This is a genomic window from Leptolyngbya sp. FACHB-8, assembly GCF_014695575.1.
In the GTDB taxonomy this organism is placed as follows: Bacteria; Cyanobacteriota; Cyanobacteriia; order Elainellales; family Elainellaceae; genus Vacuolonema.
The window spans coordinates 169,585-189,119 of the sequence record NZ_JACJOO010000064.1 but is presented as its reverse complement, the minus strand read 5'-3'; the positions used below and the strand labels follow the sequence as shown (position 1 = coordinate 189,119).

General features: G+C 52.1%; 16 protein-coding genes. 13 read left to right on the top strand and 3 right to left on the bottom strand.

What is annotated here, in order from left to right; all coding sequences use genetic code 11:
* Positions 1 to 51 precede the first annotated feature (51 nt).
* From thiL to H6F91_RS28585, 6 genes are all read left to right on the top strand, one after another.
* Positions 52 to 1,083 (top strand): thiamine-phosphate kinase, encoded by a 1,032-nt coding sequence (gene thiL, locus H6F91_RS16790; RefSeq protein ID WP_190789407.1) that lies wholly within the window; start codon positions 52 to 54, stop codon positions 1,081 to 1,083.
* Positions 1,084 to 1,632: 549 nt separating this feature from the next.
* Complete coding sequence (trxA, locus tag H6F91_RS16785) at positions 1,633 to 1,956, top strand: thioredoxin (RefSeq protein WP_190771956.1); 324 nt, start codon at positions 1,633 to 1,635, stop codon at positions 1,954 to 1,956.
* Between the two features lie 69 nt (positions 1,957 to 2,025).
* Positions 2,026 to 3,198: an LL-diaminopimelate aminotransferase gene (locus tag H6F91_RS16780; protein WP_190771955.1), complete on the top strand. Its 1,173-nt coding sequence runs from the start codon at positions 2,026 to 2,028 to the stop codon at positions 3,196 to 3,198.
* A 381-nt stretch (positions 3,199 to 3,579) separates the two neighbouring features.
* Entirely contained in the window at positions 3,580 to 3,750 is a 171-nt protein-coding gene (locus H6F91_RS16775; RefSeq protein ID WP_190771954.1) for a ssl1498 family light-harvesting-like protein, read from the top strand.
* 107 nt (positions 3,751 to 3,857) lie between these two features.
* Positions 3,858 to 4,262 (top strand): hypothetical protein, encoded by a 405-nt coding sequence (locus H6F91_RS16770; protein WP_190771953.1) that lies wholly within the window; start codon positions 3,858 to 3,860, stop codon positions 4,260 to 4,262.
* On the top strand, positions 4,259 to 6,967 hold the full coding sequence (locus tag H6F91_RS28585) for a tetratricopeptide repeat protein (protein WP_190771952.1): 2,709 nt from the start codon (positions 4,259 to 4,261) through the stop codon (positions 6,965 to 6,967). The genes H6F91_RS16770 and H6F91_RS28585 overlap by 4 nt, the downstream gene beginning before the upstream one ends.
* A gap of 125 nt (positions 6,968 to 7,092) precedes the next feature.
* Here H6F91_RS28585 and H6F91_RS16760 read toward each other — a convergent pair whose 3' ends face one another.
* The gene (locus tag H6F91_RS16760; protein ID WP_190771951.1) at positions 7,093 to 7,443 is read right to left on the bottom strand and encodes a hypothetical protein; all 351 of its coding nucleotides are present in this window, start codon (positions 7,441 to 7,443) and stop codon (positions 7,093 to 7,095) included.
* A 508-nt stretch (positions 7,444 to 7,951) separates the two neighbouring features.
* Here H6F91_RS16760 and H6F91_RS16755 point away from each other — a divergent pair.
* Together H6F91_RS16755 and H6F91_RS16750 are read left to right on the top strand one after the other, a co-directional pair.
* A complete protein-coding gene (locus H6F91_RS16755; RefSeq protein WP_190771950.1) occupies positions 7,952 to 10,129 on the top strand; it encodes a CHASE2 domain-containing protein in 2,178 nt (725 codons plus the stop codon).
* Between the two features lie 559 nt (positions 10,130 to 10,688).
* Positions 10,689 to 11,462, top strand: a complete 774-nt coding sequence (locus H6F91_RS16750) for a phycobilisome rod-core linker polypeptide (RefSeq protein WP_190771949.1) — start codon at positions 10,689 to 10,691, stop codon at positions 11,460 to 11,462.
* A 251-nt stretch (positions 11,463 to 11,713) separates the two neighbouring features.
* On the opposite strand, the gene pgeF is transcribed toward H6F91_RS16750, so the two are convergent.
* Positions 11,714 to 12,517: a peptidoglycan editing factor PgeF gene (pgeF, locus tag H6F91_RS16745; protein WP_190771948.1), complete on the bottom strand. Its 804-nt coding sequence runs from the start codon at positions 12,515 to 12,517 to the stop codon at positions 11,714 to 11,716.
* Between the two features lie 221 nt (positions 12,518 to 12,738).
* On the opposite strand from pgeF, the gene H6F91_RS16740 reads away from it, so the two are divergent.
* Both H6F91_RS16740 and H6F91_RS27965 read left to right on the top strand, forming a co-directional pair.
* Positions 12,739 to 13,566: a biotin--[acetyl-CoA-carboxylase] ligase gene (locus H6F91_RS16740; RefSeq protein ID WP_190771947.1), complete on the top strand. Its 828-nt coding sequence runs from the start codon at positions 12,739 to 12,741 to the stop codon at positions 13,564 to 13,566.
* 289 nt (positions 13,567 to 13,855) lie between these two features.
* Entirely contained in the window at positions 13,856 to 15,460 is a 1,605-nt protein-coding gene (locus H6F91_RS27965; RefSeq protein WP_242035831.1) for a M23 family metallopeptidase, read from the top strand.
* A 252-nt stretch (positions 15,461 to 15,712) separates the two neighbouring features.
* Here the strand turns inward: H6F91_RS27965 and H6F91_RS16730 are convergent, their stop codons facing one another.
* On the bottom strand, positions 15,713 to 16,411 hold the full coding sequence (locus H6F91_RS16730) for a riboflavin synthase (RefSeq protein ID WP_190771946.1): 699 nt from the start codon (positions 16,409 to 16,411) through the stop codon (positions 15,713 to 15,715).
* 399 nt (positions 16,412 to 16,810) lie between these two features.
* Here H6F91_RS16730 and H6F91_RS16725 point away from each other — a divergent pair, with 399 nt between their 5' ends.
* From H6F91_RS16725 to H6F91_RS16715, 3 genes are all read left to right on the top strand, one after another.
* A complete protein-coding gene (locus H6F91_RS16725) occupies positions 16,811 to 17,314 on the top strand; it encodes a bifunctional nuclease family protein (protein ID WP_190771945.1) in 504 nt (167 codons plus the stop codon).
* Between the two features lie 129 nt (positions 17,315 to 17,443).
* Entirely contained in the window at positions 17,444 to 18,571 is a 1,128-nt protein-coding gene (locus tag H6F91_RS16720; protein WP_190771944.1) for an aldo/keto reductase, read from the top strand.
* A 144-nt stretch (positions 18,572 to 18,715) separates the two neighbouring features.
* Positions 18,716 to 19,414, top strand: a complete 699-nt coding sequence (locus H6F91_RS16715) for a hypothetical protein (RefSeq protein ID WP_190771943.1) — start codon at positions 18,716 to 18,718, stop codon at positions 19,412 to 19,414.
* Positions 19,415 to 19,535 lie beyond the last annotated feature (121 nt).

Here is a 19,535-nt window from a genome sequence, read left to right as displayed (position 1 = left end):
TAAATGAAACTGGGGATTTGATTTGTGATGTGTGCTGGGTAGGGCGGGAGGATGAGTGAACTGAAGGTACGTGATGTTGGGGAACAGGGTTTGCTAACCCGATTATTCCAATACTGTGCAGTCGATAGCGTGGGCGATGATGCGGCCGTGCTATCGGTGCGGGAAGGGCGATCGCTCGTTGTCACTGAAGATATGCTTGTGGACGGCGTTCACTTTAGCCTGGGCCTCGCCTCTCCCGGTGTCCACACGACCAGCCCCTTTGATGCCGGATGGCGGGCTATGGCAGCGAATTTGTCAGACCTGGCAGCCATGGGAGCTACACCGATGGGTATCACAGTGGGCCTTGGGGTTCCGGGTGATCTTCCCGTTTCCTGGCTCGAGGATCTCTACAAAGGTATGGTTGCCTGTTTAGAACCCTGGAATACGAGTATTGTGGGGGGCGATGTGTGCCGATCGCCTGTGCTAACTGTGGCGATCGCCGCTTTCGGAGACGTTCTCCCTGGCCGTGTTATCCGCCGTGCTGCTGCTCAACCTGGAGACGTGATCCTGGTAACTGGGCTACATGGAGCCTCTCGTGCAGGACTGGAGCTATTGCTGCATCCCGAGCAAGGCGAAGGGTTGGATGAGGGCGATCGCCGCTTCCTCATCCAGGCTCATCAACGGCCCCAGGCCCGGCTTGACATCCTCTCCATCCTCGATGCTCTCATTCCGCCCCCAACTCCCTTCCGCATCGCTGGCATGGATAGCAGCGATGGCTTAGCCGATGCTGTACTCCAAATCTGCCGGGCTAGTGGCGTCGGAGCCGTGTTGGAGCGATCGCACATCCCCATCCCTCCCGCTTTGGCCCAATGGCTCTCTTCCGAAAAAGCTCTGGAATGGTCACTCTACGGCGGTGAAGACTTTGAGCTGGTGTTGTGCTTGCCGCAAGAGTTAGCGGAAGAGGTGGGGCGATCGCTCCCCAATACGCACATGATTGGAAAAATAACTTTTGGAAACGATGTTATTTTGATGGGAACTCATCAAAACTCGAAATCTGAAACATTAAACTTGGCTCGAGGATTTCAGCACTTTTCCACCTCATGAGTAACTCAACTCAACTAAATAAAATTTCAGTCATCTGTGCTGCTCGCTTCGCAAGCGGTACAGATGACTGAAATTTTATTGAATTACTCTCATTTACCTAAAATCTTCTACAAGTGCTATTTTTCGTGCACGAAGCGCACAGACAATAACCTTGAAAGTAGAGCTTAGTTTTTTATACCGTTGCAGGCTTGACTAAGCCGTTCATGTTGCTTAGGAGATTTCCAGAAAAGAACTTCCCCATTTTTGGGAAAAAGGACGCGGCTTCGCCGTGTCCTTTTTCCCAAAAATGGGGATATTGTTTCTCAGAAACCTCCTTATCTGTGATCCAAATTAAGGAGTTTAATTGAGAAGTTGCTTTTGGGGCGTGGTGTGCCCCAAAAGCAACTTCTCAATCAAACTCTCAACAACCTTATTATCTTCATTCCGTTACAGTTTTGACCTAATCTAGATCAGGGGTGCTCGCCATGCCATTTGCTGTGGCCGCTCTTCGCCTGATTCCATCTCTATTGATTTCATCAAATTTCTAAAATGGTTAGTGGGACTTCCAGCATGGGTAGTGTTCGTGTCATTAGCGACGCAGAGTTTGAAGGAGAAGTGCTTCAGGCAGATCAGTCCGTGCTGGTCTACTTCTGGGCTCCCTGGTGTGGGCCCTGTCGGTTGATGTCGCCTGTTATGGAAAAAGTGGCGGCAGAATATAGCGATCGCCTCAAAATTGTCAAAATGGAAGTAGATCCCAACCCTGAATCAGTGGCGCGCTGCAAAGTGCAGGGAGTCCCTGCGTTGGTACTGTTTCAGAAGGGAGAACAGGTTGTCGCTTCCGAAGGGGCAATTCCTAAACAGAAAATTGAGGACTTGCTTTCGCCTCATCTTTAAACGATGGTTTGCGGTTGAACCCGACAAATCATCCAGCAAACGAGAGTTGAATGATTTGTGGGGGAAACTATGCAATTTGCCGATCGCCTTCAACCGCTTCAGGTCAATGTCTTTGCCGATATGGACCGGGCCAAATCGCGGGCCAAATCAACGGGCCATCCGGTTGTTGACCTCTCTCTGGGGTCATCAGACCTGCCGACACCACCTCATGTGTTGGAGGCGATCGCCGCTTCTCTTCAAGATCCCAGCACCCACGGCTATCTTCTGTTCCACGGCACTCAGGCATTTCGCAACGCTGCGGCACGCTGGTACACCCAAAAATTTGGCGTTGCCGTAGACCCAGAAACAGAAGTGTTGCCGCTCATTGGCTCCCAAGAGGGAACGGCCCACCTGCCGCTAGCGGTGCTGAATCCAGGAGATTTTGCTCTGCTGCAAGATCCGGGCTATCCTTCCCACTCAGGGGGGGTGTACTTGGCAAGTGGGCAGGTTTATACCATGCCCTTACGGGAAGAAAACGGTTTCCTGCCCGTGCTGTCGGATATTCCTGAAGCCGTACTGTCTCAGGCCCGGATGATGGTCCTGAGCTATCCGCATAACCCGACGACAGCGATCGCCCCCCTCTCCTTCTTTCAAGAAGCCGTGGCTTTTTGCCAGCAGTATGGCCTGGTATTGGCGCATGATTTTCCTTACGCCGACCTGGTGTTTGAAGGGGAGACGCCTTCTTCCGTGCTCCAGGCTGACCCGGAAAAAAACGTCTCCATTGAATTTTTCACCATGTCCAAGTCTTACAACATGGGCGGGTTTCGGGTGGGCTATGCCATCGGCAATGCAGAGCTGATTCGAGCCTTGCGCCAGGTGAAAGCGGCTGTGGATTTCAATCAGTATCTCGGGATCTTGAATGGGGCAATCGCCGCTCTAGAAGGCCCTCAAGATACAGTTCAAGTCGCTGTCAATACCTTCCGTGAGCGGCGTGATGCGTTAGTAAAGGCGCTTCAGCAGAAGGGCTGGTCTGTACCTACACCCAGTGCCACCATGTATGTTTGGGCAAAATTACCGGAAGCCTGGAGCCAATGTTCGATCGAATTCTGTACGCGCCTGGTAGAAGCAACGGGGGTGGCTGTGGCACCGGGAGCCGGGTTTGGTAAATCTGGGGAAGGGTATGTGCGGTTTGCCCTGGTTCAACCCCCTGAGGTAATGGCTCAAGCTGTGGAAGCGATCGCTCATTTTCTCGAAACCCCTTAACCGGCTGCAGAACCTGATCGCTGCAACATTATTGTGCTTGTGAACCAGCCATTTTAGAGATCCTAGACTTGGTCAGCAAAACACGTTGCACAAATCAACGGGTAAAGTTCTGTATCGCTGCTTCTTAAAAGTTAGTTGTTCTCGGAGAAAGTTAATTCTTTCTAAAGAACTGTTCAGTCTGCTAACGGGTACGTCTATAGGCTAAGTTTGTCCTGTGATTTGGCTTTAAAGATATCAGTACCTTGCTTTGCTGGCATGGGTTTGAACCTCCTGGTTTCTGATCAATTCACTCCTACTTGGGAAAGAAGTTGCGATCGCCCCCTTAGGCAATCATTCCTAGTTTGATACAATTACGAAAAGCAAAGAAAAAGGACTTGAGATATGCGCTATACCTCCGAAGAGGGCGGTCGTCTGAATAACTTCGCGGTTGAGCCCAAAATGTATCAGGCTGAACCCCCGACTCAGAAGCAAAAAACGACCTACCTGGTTTTAGGTATCGGTGCAGCCGTTTTGGTTGGTAGCCTGCTCTGGATTGCGGTGGCCGTGTCATAACTCAATCACTTGTTCTAAAGAATTATCGGCAAAGTGCAGCTTAAAATAAGCTACACATCGCCATAAAAAAGAGAGCGTGAGGCTAACACCTCCATGCTCTCTTTTTTATGGCTAAAACTCCGCATCCAGTGGTCTATACACCAATTCTGGATGCCTTAGTTGGGGCAAAAGCATTTTCGAGTGCCACGCGTTGCGCGGCACTCGAAAATGCTTTTGCCCAGGCTCAAGTTATTCATCAGTCCAGAGGTTCCCGGAATCACTGGTACTCCAGTGGAAAAGGGAAAGCAAATCCATTGCAGCTGAATCAGGTTGTGCTTCATCAGATCAAAAAGAATTCGTGCATTGGATTTCCTGTGGTTCTCTTATTGCGGTTGTGCATTGCCGCCGTCTCTCTGGGCTTTATCCGCCCGCGAAAGCCCCAACTCATCCTGAATTGCGGTGAGACAGACGGAAAGACTAAGTATTCCGAAAAAGACATCCGTATTTTTCCTGAAATCGTTCCCCTCCTGTGATCGACACCTCCTCCCAACATCTTGTGGGGCTGAACCAACAGACCTACCTGCGGCTGAAGCTGGCTCTTAGTTTGAGTCTGCGTCGTCAAATCTTCATTGCCGTGTGTGATGATTTGCCGTTGCGCGATCGCCTTGCTAGCCGTTTGCAGCAGGATCTGCTCCAGACTGCCTCACTCCAATCTGACCGGATGTCCGTAAATGCAGGCGTACCGGAGTACCCACGCTTGGTTACCCTCACGCTGGATCTACAGTCGCCCAATCCTGTAGTACAAATTGCCCAGTGGCTTTCATTTAACCCACCTCCCCGGAGTGGAAAACGGCGGTATCCCGTCCCCGCGTTTCAGTTTTTGGGTATTGAGCAACTCACTCGTCAGCCTGCAACGGTTCAACAGCAATTCCTGACGCACTTACAGGGCATCGAGCGCACGCTACCTGTGTTGGATTCCAGTTTGTTGTTCTGGATGCCGCGTCCCTGGTTCCGTACCCTGCCTCAATCCGCTCAAGAGTTTTGGCGCTGCCGCACCGCTATTTTTGAGTTTATCGGGGAACCCCGTCCTCTAACCGTGGATGAGGGTGGGACACATCACCAGATGAAACCGCTGCTCCATATCGAATCGGATATCAGGTCAGATGCCTTACCGATCGAGCCTGATCGTGAATCTCACACGAACATCGAACCTGATCTTGTATCCGATATCAAACCCCTTATCGAGTTTGATGCTGAGCAAGACTTCCTGGAGAGAGGTTCCCCACCCGAAGAATCTTCGGATTCCCCACCACCACTATCCAATTTATGGCCCGTCCTGGAGGAGGAACGGACTCGATTTGATCATCGTGAGGAGCCCGAAGCAGCGGCACCCGCAACTCTCTCGACTGTAGTGGATACCACGCATCGTGAAATGAATGGAGCGGCAGTATTGCTAACGGCAGCAGCTCCTATAAAGATCGTGGCTCTTGCCAGCGCTAATGGCACACAGCAAACGGTTCCTACCGCTGATGAGCCCCAAAATCGGCAGCCATCATCCCAAAAAACGGTGAAACCTGGGCCAATTATTCTTCCGCCTCCACCCATCCTTCCATCTGAACCGACCAAGGAGTTAGAGCCCTATCCTCCGGTTGCTGTTGCGCTCAAGGAGAAGCCTGAGGAAAGGGCCACGAATGCTCTACCTGATGAAACGGCAAGCCGTTTGCCCTATCCTCCAGAACAGACTAATGGGCATCAGAATGGGTTGCTGGCATTTGAGGCCAAAAAAAATCAGGATGGACCTAACGGGTACAGCCGGGATGCGTTGCTGGAGTTTGAGGCCGAGGAAATTCAGGATGAACTGCTGCAATTTGGGGTGGCCACGGATTTAATACCTGACCAGAAGGAGGAAGAACCCTTTCCTGATTTCGACCTTAACCCCCAGGAAGCTGTCCTTAAAAGCCCACTGCTGAATCTGAATGTACCGGAGTTAGAGACGGAAGCCGATCGCCAAATTGCTCTATTCCAGGAATACATTGAACAACTCCTTCGGCAGAATGCGTCCCCTGCATTATTGGCTGATACTTATCGCACCTTGGGGGATATTTATCGCGATCGCATCGACCAGGAAGGCCCTACTCCAGACAATCTGCGGGGGGGCATCCAGTCATACGAGCAGGTGCTGATCTGGTTGTCTGAAACCTCTCCCCTATGGCCGGATGTACTGAATGACTTAGGGAATTTGCATTGGATGCTATCCCGTCAGTTGGGTGAACCCGAAGGCGCTGAATCTCATCTCCAGCAGGCTATTCAATCATACGAATTAGGGCTGGCGCGGCTCGATGATCAACTGCTGCCTCAAAACGTCGCGATGATCCAGAACAATTTGGGAGCTGCTTACACAGATCTAGCCCGCTATCGAGAACCCGGGGCCAACCTGCAACGTTCCGTGCAGTGTTACCAGCAGGTGTTGGAATATCGCACTCCACAGCGGGATCCGAGTCGCTATGCTGCAACCCAAAACAACCTGGGTACGGCTTACTGGAACCTGGCACAACAGGAGCGGCCGCGCCATTACCTGAAGGAGGCGATCGCATCCTACGGCGAAGCCCTGGAGTACTGCACCTCCGAGGAAGACCCAGTTAGCTTTGGGATGATTCACAACAACTTGGGTACAGCCTATTGGAATCTGGCTCAGTTTGAACAGCCCCAACACTGGCTCCAACGGGCGATCGAGTCCTATCAACTGGCGCTGAAATATCGCACCCCTGAAGTCTCGCTAACCGCTCATGCCGCCACCCAAAATAACTTAGGGACGGCCTACTGGCATCTAGCCAGCCAACTGGAAGAAGCGCCTCAACGTCTGGAGTGTTGGCAGAACGCTATCCATGCCTATGACATGGCGCTCCATGCTGTTGGTCAATTACTTCCTCGCACCAACCTCAGCTTTGACCTTTATGCCAGCCATGCCAATTTGGGTTTGGCCCATTATCAAATGGCTACAGACACTCAACTGCGAGTTGCCCCAGAGGCCTGTAGTCGTCATCTAGAACTGGCCTTGAATCATCACGTCAGTGCTCTCCAGGGTTGGCAGCAAAAACCTCAACTGCGGCAGACGGCCTTGGGACACATTATCAAAACCATGCGGGCTCTCTATCGCCGCAGTGGTTTAAGTGGGCAAAACATGGCCTTATCCATGGTTCCCGCCGATCTGCTCCCGGAGATTTTGCCCAGGCTCTAAACGTTTATTCTTCTGACACGGCGATCGTGTTTCACGGTGAAGTTACTTGTTTTGTGTGTGGGTGAGCAGGGTTCTTACAAAACAGCGTGTCTTCCATCCGATTAGGGCCTGTCATTAAGAGTTTCCTAGCCTGGAACAGCAGGTATCTCTCGGTACAAATCAGGTTCGTTGTGTACAAATGTGATTTGTAATGTCCCAAATATCTCTGTCTGTTTGGGCGTGAACCCGTTGGCAGGCATGAGTTGTGCCAGGCTCTCTTGGCTGAGAATCAGGCCCGTTTCTTGCATGGTTGTAGCAAGCTTGGCCAAGTTTGCAACAGGTACCTCAAAGTTGATGCAGATTGAGATATTCGAGTACTGATGAAAGTCTGTAATCCAGGCTCCTGCCCGATTAATTGCCTCGCTTACCTGATCTGTCAGCCCAATTCGTTCGGCTGTGGTGAACCCAGAAAGCTGTAGAAATCTTCGCTCAGACATGGTTTCCCCTCCTTAGGGAACACTATCTAGTAGGCTGCGGCCTAAGTTCGCAACCTATGTTTTTGTGTGGGGTGCGAAGCACCCCACACAAAACATAGGTGATGGATTTCTGCCTCAGCGTACTAGTCATATTTCAATCCTGTTGTGGATGGGCTGAAGAAGGGGTACAAGTACGCCTTTCACCACACTCTGTCTACGCGTCTAGAACACTATCCACTCTAGGCGGTTAATGGGAGGAGCGTCTTCATCCTGTAATGCTAGCTAGCCGGGTGATGCTAAAGATAAATTGCCCTGATAGGGATTCAATACGAGGTATGACCGGAAGCCTGCCTTATTTCACCCCAAATCCCTATCAAGGCAACAGCTCTACCTGCTAGTTTTCAAGGAATCTTGGGTATTTTGAACATAGCGTTGAATGGCGAACGAAAAGTCTGTCATCGCATACGATTGATACGGCTTTTTCCATCACACCAACCTGATTCCCTAACCTGAATACATGTGGCTGAGGATGCCGTTCAACCCTCTCTCATCTAGCTTTGCGTCTGCATCAAAACGCATTTGGCATACTCGTCGTGCGTGGGCAACGGCGATCGCTGCCTCCGGTTGCGTTTTGGGAATCCGCATGCTGGGGATACTGCAACCCTTTGAATTGGCAGCTCTAGACTGGCTCTATCGCTCACAGCCTCCAGAGGCCGCAGATCCACGCATTACCCTGGTGACAATTGACGATCAGGATATTCAACAGGTCGGCAAATGGCCCCTCTCCGACGAGACGCTGGCCATTGTGCTAGAAGAAATTCGGAGCCAGCAACCCCGGGCCATCGGGTTAGACATTTATCGTGATATTTCGGTGGGGCAGGGGCGCGAACGGCTAGAACAGGTTTTCGCTAACACACCCAATCTCATTGGCATTGAAAAAATTCCCGATAGCACGAGTCCAGGTATCTCTCCCCCAACGGCCCTGGCCGACAAAAAGCAGATCGGCTTTAACAACGTCATTGTGGATGCCGATGGCCGAGTACGCCGTTCTGTCTTGCTGTGGAATGTGGATGGCAAGAATCACCGTAGTTTTGCTCTACAACTAGCGCTCCGCTACCTGGAAGCGGATGGCATCACACTACAACCCAGCTCCCAAAACTCGACCAACTTCGTCTTGGGATCACAGGAGTTTGTGCGGCTAGGGTCTAACGGTGGCGGCTATGTGCGTGTGGATGCAGGGGGATATCAAATTCTGGCGCAACCCCGCCAGAATCCTCAGACCTTTGCCAGCGTATCGCTAACAAAGTTACTAGACGGCACTGTAGACCCGAAGTTATTCCGCGATCGCGTCGTTCTAGTTGGCTCTACGGCCTCCAGCTTGAAAGACTTTTTCTATACTTCTACCACCCGTGGGCAACAGGGCAGTGCCTATCCCATGGCTGGCGTTGAGCTTCAGGGCCATCTCATCAGCCAGATACTCAGCGCAGCCGTCGATGAGCGATCGCTCCTACGGGTCTGGCCGGAACCTTTAGAAGTTACCTGGATCATTGTCTGGGCATTGCTGGGGGTGGGTATTAGTTGGCGTATGCGCCGTTCCCGGTGGTTACTGCTGTGGTTGCTGGCGATCGCTTCAGCTCTGGTAGCCCTTTGCTACACAGCCTTTTTATTCGCGTCGTGGATTCCTCTAGTCCCGTCCCTGCTGACTTTTTGGGGCGGGAGCCTGGCTATTATTGTGCACACAGCACGCTTGCAAGAGGAGCTGAAAAAATCGAAGGAGTTTCTCAACTCGGTTATCAATACCATTCCCGACCCGGTGTTTGTGAAGGACCAAAAGCATCAATGGATCGTGCTAAACGAAGCGTTTTGCCGCTTCGTTGGTTATCCACGGCAGCAGTTGCTCGACCAGACAGATTTCACTATCTTTCCCCAGGAGCAAGCCCAACGCTTCTGGGAACAGGATGATTACACCTTCAGAACAGGGGATGAGACAGAAACGGAAGAAGCCCTGACCAATACTCAGGGCAAAATTTATCACATCGCGACGAAGCGATCGCTCCACCGGGATGCGGCTGGCAACCTCTTTCTGGTGGGTGTGATCCACGACATTACCCAGCGTAAGCATGTCGAGGTCGAATTGCGGCGCAAAGCGGAGGAGCTGATCCGCACAAACGATGAACTGCGACAGCAGGAGAATCGTCTGCTGCACCTGGCCTACCACGACAGCCTGACGGAGCTGCCCAACCGCGACTATTTTGAAACCCATCTGCACGAAATTACCTCGCGTCCCCATCCTCCAGAACGCCTGACAGCTCTGCTATTCCTCGACCTGGATGGCTTTAAGGGAATTAACGACACCTATGGCCATACGATGGGGAATCTCCTGTTAAAAGCGGTAGCTCGGCGTCTAACTGGCTCCCTACGCAGTAGCGATATGGTGGCCCGCTTTGGGGGTGACGAGTTTGTGGTATTGTTACCCGCCATTCCTTCCACTCAGGACATCCTTATTGTTGCTGAGAAATTAATCGACGCCCTGACTCAACCCTTTGCCCTGGAAGAACAAACTCTCCGAGTCACCACCAGCCTCGGTATTAGCATCTTCCCTCAGGACGGCACGACCCCCCGAGAACTGCTAGAAAAAGCTGACTTTGCCATGTATCAGGCCAAACACCAGGGAAAAAATCGGTACTGGTTGGCAGAGAAGGTCTAGGCTTTCCTGGTTAGATCATATCGGCCTATACAGTTCTGGTTAGGACAATTAATTTTGAAAATCTGTGCAGAGCACGGCTTTTCAAAAATCAACTTCCTGTTTCTGAGTGCGTAGCGTTATATCGCCTCGTTAAGAAATACGTCACGTTGTTGCTCTCGCTTTTCCATCGGGCAATCTGAACTTAGAACAAGGTTTGCCTCCCCATCCTTCTACTTCGTACGGATGTTACACCAGGGTTCGCCTCCATCCCACTGGCTGTGATTGTTCTCGCTAGCGCTTGAATTTAAGGCACTGCATCCCATCAACTAAAGCTTTAAAGGGTTTTTGACTCGTTATTTCTTGTGCATGTGCACGAAAAATAATCTGTACTCGACCTCGTAATGACGTGCATCTTGCATCCCGTAGGCGTTCACTGACAGCCTTCGTGAACCCTCGTGCCTGTGCCCCAGAGCTGATTAGGTTCGCTTTTGCACATCTGATTTGTGCCAGCAACCTTTAAGCAACGAGGGGATAAGACCGACACTATTTGATTTGCGACCTATTGGAAGGAAGATCCCTCATGAATGACTTCACACCCATCACCGTAAGCCGCCAATCCACAGTTGAAGAACGGCAACTGGCTCTGACTCGAATTTATTATCAGGTTCTTGAGCGGATGCCTTACGAGTATGAGCGGAAGCAACTGGCCAAACAGGAGAAAGATTTCCTGAAAGATAAGATTGGTGTTCGCCGCTTCTTGAAGGAACTGGGATGCTCTTCCCTTTATCTCGATTCGTTCTATTATCCGTCGTCCAATGTGAAGTTCCTGGAAAATTGCTTCAAGCATTTTTTTGGACGAACGATCGCCAACCATAACGAAATGCGGGAGTACTGCCACGTCTTAATGACCCATGGGGTGAAGGGTCTGATCACAGCCATTCTGGATTCTGAAGAATACCGGAAGGCTTTTGGTTGCTTCACCGTACCCTATGCCCGCAAGGTGAACTACTACGAATCGCCCAAGGCATATCTCGAATCCCGCCTGATCAATGATGAGCACATCGGGCAGCGAGGCTGGATTATGCCCACGCTCTACTGGCATGAGCTGGGCTACGTTTGCGAAAACGGTACCTGCCACCCCGAAGCCTACGAAATTCTGGAGCCTCTGAAGCCTGCTGTTGCTCAGCATCCAGAGGTAGAAGAAGTGGTAGAACTGATGACGGCTAACGCAGCGGATATGTCTGTTGAAGAATTGCTGGCGTTGCTGCGTACTGCAACCCCTGCCGAAGCCCGCGAGGTGGTTGCCTCCCTGTCACCGCAACAGCGGCAGGTATTACGGAAAGCGATTCACTAAAGCTTAAGCACGGTGGGGTATGCCGCACGACGACATACCCCACCGTTTTTGCTTCACCAGGAGCACGGTTATACCGTGCTCTTTTTTTGGCACAATATAGCTTCAAGACATGCTCGGGGTCCGTTCTAAGGGTTGTTTTTTCGTTCGTAAAGCGCACGAAAAAACAACCCTTCCTAATGTTCTATCCCTTGCTTCAGCAGGCATTAGAACATTAGCCGCGTCTTCATCGTTGAAGGGATCTTAGAGGAGTTTTAACGGCTCACAATGCCCGACCACTGCACTTTCTTTTCAGGGTTACGGCGATACGAAAAGAAGTGCTCGGGAGTCTGATAGGTGCAATAGGGGGCGATCGCCACCTGCTCTGCTCCAATTCCCAACCGCTCTAACTGCAAAACATTGACCTGTCGTACATCCAGCCGTATCCGCCCCGGTTGGGAGTCGGGTAGCAGGGGGGAGTTGGGTAATGAATGGAGTGCTGTCAAAACTTCTTCGACCGCTTGGGGTGACCGTCCCGTTACCGAGCTAGTAGCAGCTACAGGTACCACGGACGCTCCTACCTCGGCAGCGACCGCTGTAGTGACCTGGTACACGGAACCATTGATGGCAGGCCCCAGGGCAACGCGCAAGTTTTCGAGTTGGCTGCCCTGTTGTTGGAGACGGGCGATCGCCCGTGGCACAATGGCCGCTGCCGTACCGCGCCACCCGGCATGGACGGCAGCCACCTGACCCGTTTCTATATCGGCAATGAGCGCAGGCACACAATCTGCACTGCAAACCCAAACGCCCTGTTGTGTTGCTTCGGTTACAAGCCCATCGCCAGGGGCCAGCTCTGTTTCCGGTTCTTCCAGGTGTGGAATTTCTGAGGGGGCCAGTACCGTATTGCCATGCACCTGTCGTAGGCGGAATGGTTGCGCATTTAGGTCTAATGAGTCAATGAGTTCTGCGGGCAATCGGGGTGTACAGTGCCGGGTAAAGAAGCCGTGGGCGAAGGGTTCCAACAGGCTACAGGTGAGATAAGGTAACCCCTGCCATTGTTGCCATGTCCAAGTATGCATAGGATTTTATAGCGGTGTGCTTTGTGTTGTTAGGCAGTTTGTGGTTTGCCGGAACTCCACCACCGACTGAATCAAAGTGGAAAGCACTATAGAGTCAGCCAGGGTTCTGTGAAATTTTTAAGCGTTTGGTGTTCGACACTGAAAGAACAAAGATTTTTGTGAGGTCTTGAACTCCACAAAAAATTGACAAACCGCTAGATCGGATAAGGGTGGGATAGGTCGTGCTCGATCGATCAAAACTTAACACTATTCTTCAGCAAACCGTGGGTCAGCTGGGCAGTATTTCTCCACAGCCCATCCCCTCGTTCCAGATTCACATCTATGAAACGGTGACCTCCACCAATGTAATTCTCTGGGATTTGCTGGAGCAGGGGGCACCTGAGGGAACGGTGGCTATCGCCCACCAACAAGACTCTGGGCGGGGCCAGCGGGGTCGCTTCTGGCACTCCCATCCCGGAGGTTTGTACCTCTCCCTGGGCCTATTCCCCGATCGGGATCCATCAGATGCAACGGGGCTTACCCTTTGCTGTGCCTGGGGTATTGCCGCTGCCCTTCAAGGTTGGCAAATTCCAGTGGGCCTTAAATGGATCAATGATGTTGTGCTGGATGGTTTGAAGTTAGGGGGCATTCTAACTGAAACCCGGATTCAGCAGGGCCGCATGCATCGCGCTGTTATTGGTGTTGGTTTGAATTGGGCGAACCCCGTACCGGAAACAGGTATTGCGCTAGAACCCTGGTTGGTCGAGCAGGGCAAGCAAGGGATTGATTCTCTAGAAATGTTGGCGGCGATCGCCCTTCAAGGGGCGATGGGTGGGTACTGCTTCTGGAAAAGCGTTGGCACATCTGGGTTCATTTCCCACTACGAGCGTCTATTGGTCAACCGGGGGCAGTCCATTATGTATGAGGGCCAAGCCGCAACAGTTCTGGGGATCGCAGCCGGCGGCCAACTCCGCATTCGGCTAGAGCACTCCGGTGCGGAGACCCATCTGGAGCCCGGTCAGATTCAACTGGGTTATCCAACTCCACGCTTCGGATCGTGTATTGAATAACCCGTAATTGTTTTTGAGGGGCATGCAAAGCCTACCCCTCGAAAAAGCCCTTAAGCAGAACTTTCTAAAGGCTCCTGAAACCCTTGATTTCGCGTGCGCTAAGCACACGCGAAATCAAGGGTTTCAGGAAAACTGTCCGAACCAATGTAAAGGAAGATGTCGGGATGAATCTAGCAGGATGTGGATCGTTTTCTACCCCATTGGGGGAACCTTATCAGGGGAAATTTCGTCGACTTCCGTGAAAATCAGCAGGCTTCATTTAAAAATCATCCACATAGATGAAGCCGGGATGAACCCTGATGGGGGTCAATTCATATATCGACATAAATCCAGTACAATCAGTCTGACTCGTTCAGGGGAAAAACTGGAAAACCTGCCGGACATCTACGCCAATCGACTGAATGTTAGTAATGAAGGGATTGCGATGACTCGTCAAAACAACTCAGGACTTCCCGCCTCTCGATCTATGACACAGCGTTCCCTCCTCCTCAGTCTTGGGCTAGCCAGCAGCATTAGCCTTTTAGGTGGTAGCTTGGCTTACGCCGAAGGGGGTGTCGACGGGGAAGCGATCGCCGTCCCCAGTGCTGAAGAATTACTCTCTGCTCCGGCTCCTGCCGCCCCTGCTCGAGCATCCGCCCCCGCTCCCGAACCGGCGGCTGCTCCTGTTGAGCGTCCGGCTCGTCGCGTCGAGCGTCCCGCTGCTCGTCCTGCAGCAGAAGCACCTGCTCGCCCCGCTCCTGAAGCAGAGGTACCCGCTCGCCCCGCTCCGACTGCGGAAGCACCTGTTCGCCCCGCTCCGGCGGCATCCAGTGCGCCTCAACCCGATGCTCCTGTCGTGGAAGCGAACCCGGCTGCTCCTGTTCGTCCTAACGTAGACTACAGCGAACTTTATATTGACCCTACTAACTATGGAGTGGGAGCAACTGAGCGCGATCGCCCCACGGTTGTCCTGACCGAACGCTCTAGCGGATGCGAAACCGCATTGCAGCCCGGCCAAGGTGTTTCAGGTGTCTGTCGCGCCATTCAAACCCGAATGGCTCAGCAATCTCAAGGCGCCGGTGCTGGCGCTAGTGCTGGTAGTGCTGGCCCCCGTACGGTGGGAGGGACGCGTGCTGTTGCTGCCGCGGGTCATTCCGGCGGGGGCGGTCGTGGCTTTGCCCTTACTCCGGCTTCTGTTCAGAACTTTTACAATCGCACCATCCGACCCCTTGCTTTTCTGGGGAACGGTAATACCAGCCTGCTTTACCCTCTTTCCATCCCGGCCACAATTACTTCGGCCTTCGGCTGGCGTATTCACCCCATTTCAGGTACGCAACGGTTCCACGCGGGGACAGACATCGGTGCGCCCCAAGGAACCCCAGTGCTGGCGGCCTTCTCTGGACGGGTCAATAGTGCTGACTGGATGGGTGGCTACGGGCTGGCGGTTGTCCTGACCCATAGTGAAGGCCGTACCCAGACTCTGTATGGTCACCTGTCAGAAATTTTTGTGCAGCCTGGGCAGGTAGTACAGCAAGGCGATGTGATTGGTCGGGTTGGTAGCACTGGAAACTCCACTGGCCCGCACCTACACTTTGAGTATCGGGAATATACCTCTCAGGGTTGGGTGGCTATGGATGCAGGTCAGCTCCTTCAGGGAGCTATGGCTCAGGTCATTAACGGCTTCCAGATCGCCAAGCTTCCTGCTCCACAAATGGTTAACTTCGATTTGACGGCCGATGTAAAGGACTTGGCTGACTTCGGAAAGCTGGCCTCCGATGTTCTTCCTGAAGTTGCCGTTGCATCCGAGAAAACCTTGACCTCTGTGGCTGCGGTACCCACTAAGGAAACGGCTTCTGCAGCAAAATCTGAAGACGATCTACCCGAAGTTGTTGTACCTGCTGTTGTCAAACGCTAACTCTGGCGCAATAGCTTAACAAGGGGAGTGGGGGCTTGCCTCTGCTCCTTTTGTGTGCTTGGGTCGTCGGCGATCGCTATAAACGCTCATTTAACTCAATTTCCAGGGCTTACGCACGCCCACTGTACCAAGCGTATTTGAGTGATGTGCTTTTCACACCACTCAAATACGCAAATCCTGATTTCCATTAATCAATTTTAGAAAGGTGCGTATGCATCACACCCTCCCAAAATTGAGTTTCTGGATAGGCTCCTAATAGTAACCGTGTTCTGCCAGAAAGTCTGACATCAAGTCGTCGGAGAGCGCCGTTGTTTGAATTTCGTCGGGAGCCTCCATCCCTTTTGCGGGCAGCGGTCCTATACGAACGAACTTCTCAACATACTTGCCCAGTACGTCTCCTTCTAGATTGACCGGGTCTCCCGGTTGCAGCAGTCCCAGGTTCGTCTCAGCATAGGTTACGGGAATCACCGCGACCTGGAACCAGGAACCGGCGGCATTGCAGGTTGCCACTGTGAGACTAATGCCATTGATGGCAATACTGCCCTTGGGCACGATATAGCGGGCAATACGCTCGTCAGAAACCCGAAAACTCATCTCCCAGGATGTCGCGGTTTTCGTTGCAGATTCCAGATATCCCAGGCCATCCACATGACCTGTGACAAAATGTCCCCCCAACTTGCTGCCAACCCGCAGCGAAACTTCCAGATTGACCGGGCGATCGCCTAAACTCGCTTCCAGCGTTGTCCGCCGTAAGGTTTCTGGGGAAACTGCCGCGATAAATCCCTGCTCCAAAATTTCGGAAACGGTGAGACACACCCCATCGACGGCGATGCTATCTCCCAGAGCGATTCCGTCTAGAATGGCATGGGAGTTTGTTTGGCAGGTGATCTGCACCTCATAATCCCCGTGGCGCTGAATCAGTCCGATGGCCTGAATGAGTCCAGTAAACACAGCTATTCCTTACTAAATTAATAACTTTGGTAACCGATAGGAGAGGCTTTTCTCAGGGCGATCGCGCAGAGTGGCTTTAACGTTATAACTTTTTAGTTAAACTTTCAGATTTCAGCCTACTGATTGACCCTAGATTCGGGGCATACTGGAATTCAGACCCCTCATATCCGGTTTCTCGAAGAACAGCAACGTAATGTATAGAATCTAACCCGTAGCGCTGGCTCTTCAGCCCTACAACGTATGTTTCTACACTACGGTCGCTCGGATCTTAGGGCTAGACTCGTACCAGACTGTTCAAATCTGCCATTTTATAGCCTGCAACGTTAGATTTAATTCCATTACACTACAACTCATCACCGGGTTTCGTTTCTCCGCATAACGGATTTTAGAGGCTCAGCAATGATTGAAATGAAGGTCGCTGGCATCGCTCTGGAGGCTGCTACTCGCAGCCCCATTGTGCTTCTGAGGGATGCTTCAGAGCGGCGGCAACTCCCCATCTACATAGCACAGGATCAAGCGCGGGCCATCATCAGTGTGCTTGAAAACCAGACTCATCCTCGTCCCCTCACCCATGATTTGATGGTTAACATCCTGGATGAACTGGACGCGACCTTGGAGCGGGTGGTTATTCACTCTCTGCAAGAAAGTACTTTCTTTGCGGTAATGACGATTCGCCACGGCGAAACGCGCAAGGAAATTGATGCACGACCCAGCGATGCGATCGCCATTGCCCTCCGTACTCGCAGCCCCATCTGGGTAATGGAAGAGGTCATCGCCGACGCCTCCATCCCCGTCGATCGAGATGCGGATGAGGCCGAGCAACGGGCATTTCGCGATTTTCTGTCGGGTCTGAACCCTTCAGACTTTGCAGAACGGGGCCGCTCTACTAGCAGCGAGAGCTAGTATCCTCTGAACACTATTTTGAAGGGCTAACGTCTCTTCAAAAAGTTCTCTACCTGAACATTTAAGTGCCGGGAAGCCGACACTTAAATGTTTACGGAAACTTAGAGTTACTACGAGACATACTTGGGAATGCGCTACCGCCGTTTTGGCAGAACCAATCGGGACTTGTCGGTCTTTTCCCTGGGGACAATGCGCTGTCTGGCCTCTGAAGCTGTGGCCCGACAAACGATTGAGCAGGCGATCGCTCTCGGCATCAATCACCTGGAGACAGCCCGAGGCTACGGCAAAAGTGAACTGTTTTTGCGAAGTGCTTTGAGGCAAGGGGTGGGCGTACCTCGCCGTGACCTGTGGATTACGACAAAGCTTTCCCCCACCCCCGATGCCGAAAGTATGGCCAGAGCAATTGACGAGTCTCTGGAGCGGTTAGGGCTGGATTATCTGGACGGCTTAGCTATTCACGGTCTAAATACGGAAGAGCATCTAGCATGGGTGCAGACACGTGAGGGCTGTATGAAGGCGGTACAGCAGGCGATCGCGGATGGCCGTATCCGCCACGTCGGCTTCTCAACCCATGGCCCTCTAGAGGTTATTTTGAGGGCGATCGCCACTGATCAGTTCGATTTTATTAACCTTCATTACTATTACTTCTTTCAACGGAATAATCCTGCCGTTAATCTGGCCCATGAGAAAGACATGGGCATTTTCATCATCTCTCCAGCAGATAAGGGTGGGCAGCTCTACACGCCTCCTGAAACCCTGGAAAAATTGTGTTTTCCTTTTACCCCGCTGGATTTGACCTATCGCTTTTTACTGAGCGATCGCCGCATTACCACCCTCAGCGTTGGCCCCGCAAACCCAGCTGAATTGGAAGCCATTGGCTCTGTGATGGATCAAACGGAGCCTCTAACCCTGGAAGAGCAGGAGGCGTTTCATCGATTGGAGCAACAGAAGGATCGTCTCGGCACAGATCAGTGCAGCCAATGTCATGCCTGTCTTCCCTGCCCTGAGGCGATCAATATCCCTGAAGTGCTACGGTTGCGGAATTTGGCGGTCGCCTATGATATGCAGTCCTACGGCCAATACCGTTATGGCATGTTTGAAAATGCGGGGCACTGGTTTCCGGGGCGGCGGGGCGATCGCTGTACCGACTGTGGTGAGTGTCTTCCTCGCTGCCCGGAACAGCTTAATATTCCAGACCTGTTACGAGATACGCAGGAGCGTTTGGGTGGGCCACCCCGGCGGCGATTATGGGGCTGAGCCCGGGCAGAAGAGTTGTTATGGTGCGCTACCCTTTAGAATCTTGCCTAAAAAAATTTAGAAAAGTTATGCTTCAGGCTGAATGGCGATTGCTATAACTGCAATTATCCGTACTCATATCTCTTATCGTCTCTGGAGAACAGGATGAAAAAAGCCTTTAGCTGGGTTGGCATTTTACTGCTGAGCCTGTCCATCTGGGTTGGATTCACTGATACTGCTACTGCCCAGTCTCAAACACCCTGGTTTATGTCCCTCTACTGTCAACCAGAGGGTGGGTTTCTCCAGCTGAATATGGTGCCCGAGGGGGCCAGTGGGGTGACCTGGCGAGGCTATGGCACGCTGAGAAATACGGTTATCAACATTAGTGGTCGCTCATCCTATCGCATAGAAAGCGCCAGTATGCTCTCGCTACCCAGCGATCCGCCCCCAGCAGCACCCGTGACCTTGACAATGCGATCGCTTGAAGAAGCATCCCGTGGCCAGGCTCAACCGATTGGGCAAGTGGCTTTAAAGGATATTCGTGTGTATCCCCAGGAAGTCATCGGGTTTTCAGGGCGCTCAAATGCAACACTACTTGTTGACGACCCTACCGCAACACCCCAGCTTCCCTTATCGGATGTCATCACCAATTGTCAGGCTGTCAATTTGACAACGCTCCGTCGCCGCTTAAGTCCTCCCAATCAAGCCAGCTATACTTGCTATTGCTCCAACCCAAATCTGCCGCGTGAAATGGGTGCAGAGTCTTCGTCAGGGCCGGCATTTACGGAATGGCGCAATCGTGCAGGTGAAGCTTGTCGGGTCAGTGCTCGCGTCACAGGCACGTTTACTTGTAATCGCCTGTAATCGCTGATATGTAGCGTTACGCGCCCAGCGTTAGGACGCTTATTTTTGAAAGACCTGTCTATGCAAGGCATTTCAAAGATAGAAAAAGAATCGAGTGGAGACTTAGCCTCCACTCGATTCT

What these genes read in the sequence shown, in the direction of transcription:
- H6F91_RS16725 (WP_190771945.1), top strand. Translation starts at nt 16,811, where the DNA reads ATGATTGAAATGAAGGTCGCTGGCATCGCTCTGGAGGCTGCTACTCGC.
- trxA (WP_190771956.1), top strand. Translation starts at nt 1,633, where the DNA reads ATGGGTAGTGTTCGTGTCATTAGCGACGCAGAGTTTGAAGGAGAAGTG.
- thiL (WP_190789407.1), top strand. Translation starts at nt 52, where the DNA reads ATGAGTGAACTGAAGGTACGTGATGTTGGGGAACAGGGTTTGCTAACC.
- H6F91_RS16715 (WP_190771943.1), top strand. Translation starts at nt 18,716, where the DNA reads ATGAAAAAAGCCTTTAGCTGGGTTGGCATTTTACTGCTGAGCCTGTCC.
- H6F91_RS27965 (WP_242035831.1), top strand. Translation starts at nt 13,856, where the DNA reads ATGAACCCTGATGGGGGTCAATTCATATATCGACATAAATCCAGTACA.
- H6F91_RS16720 (WP_190771944.1), top strand. Translation starts at nt 17,444, where the DNA reads ATGCGCTACCGCCGTTTTGGCAGAACCAATCGGGACTTGTCGGTCTTT.
- H6F91_RS16760 (WP_190771951.1), bottom strand. Translation starts at nt 7,443, where the DNA reads ATGTCTGAGCGAAGATTTCTACAGCTTTCTGGGTTCACCACAGCCGAA.
- H6F91_RS16750 (WP_190771949.1), top strand. Translation starts at nt 10,689, where the DNA reads ATGAATGACTTCACACCCATCACCGTAAGCCGCCAATCCACAGTTGAA.
- H6F91_RS16755 (WP_190771950.1), top strand. Translation starts at nt 7,952, where the DNA reads ATGCCGTTCAACCCTCTCTCATCTAGCTTTGCGTCTGCATCAAAACGC.
- H6F91_RS16775 (WP_190771954.1), top strand. Translation starts at nt 3,580, where the DNA reads ATGCGCTATACCTCCGAAGAGGGCGGTCGTCTGAATAACTTCGCGGTT.
- H6F91_RS16780 (WP_190771955.1), top strand. Translation starts at nt 2,026, where the DNA reads ATGCAATTTGCCGATCGCCTTCAACCGCTTCAGGTCAATGTCTTTGCC.
- H6F91_RS16770 (WP_190771953.1), top strand. Translation starts at nt 3,858, where the DNA reads ATGGCTAAAACTCCGCATCCAGTGGTCTATACACCAATTCTGGATGCC.
- pgeF (WP_190771948.1), bottom strand. Translation starts at nt 12,517, where the DNA reads ATGCATACTTGGACATGGCAACAATGGCAGGGGTTACCTTATCTCACC.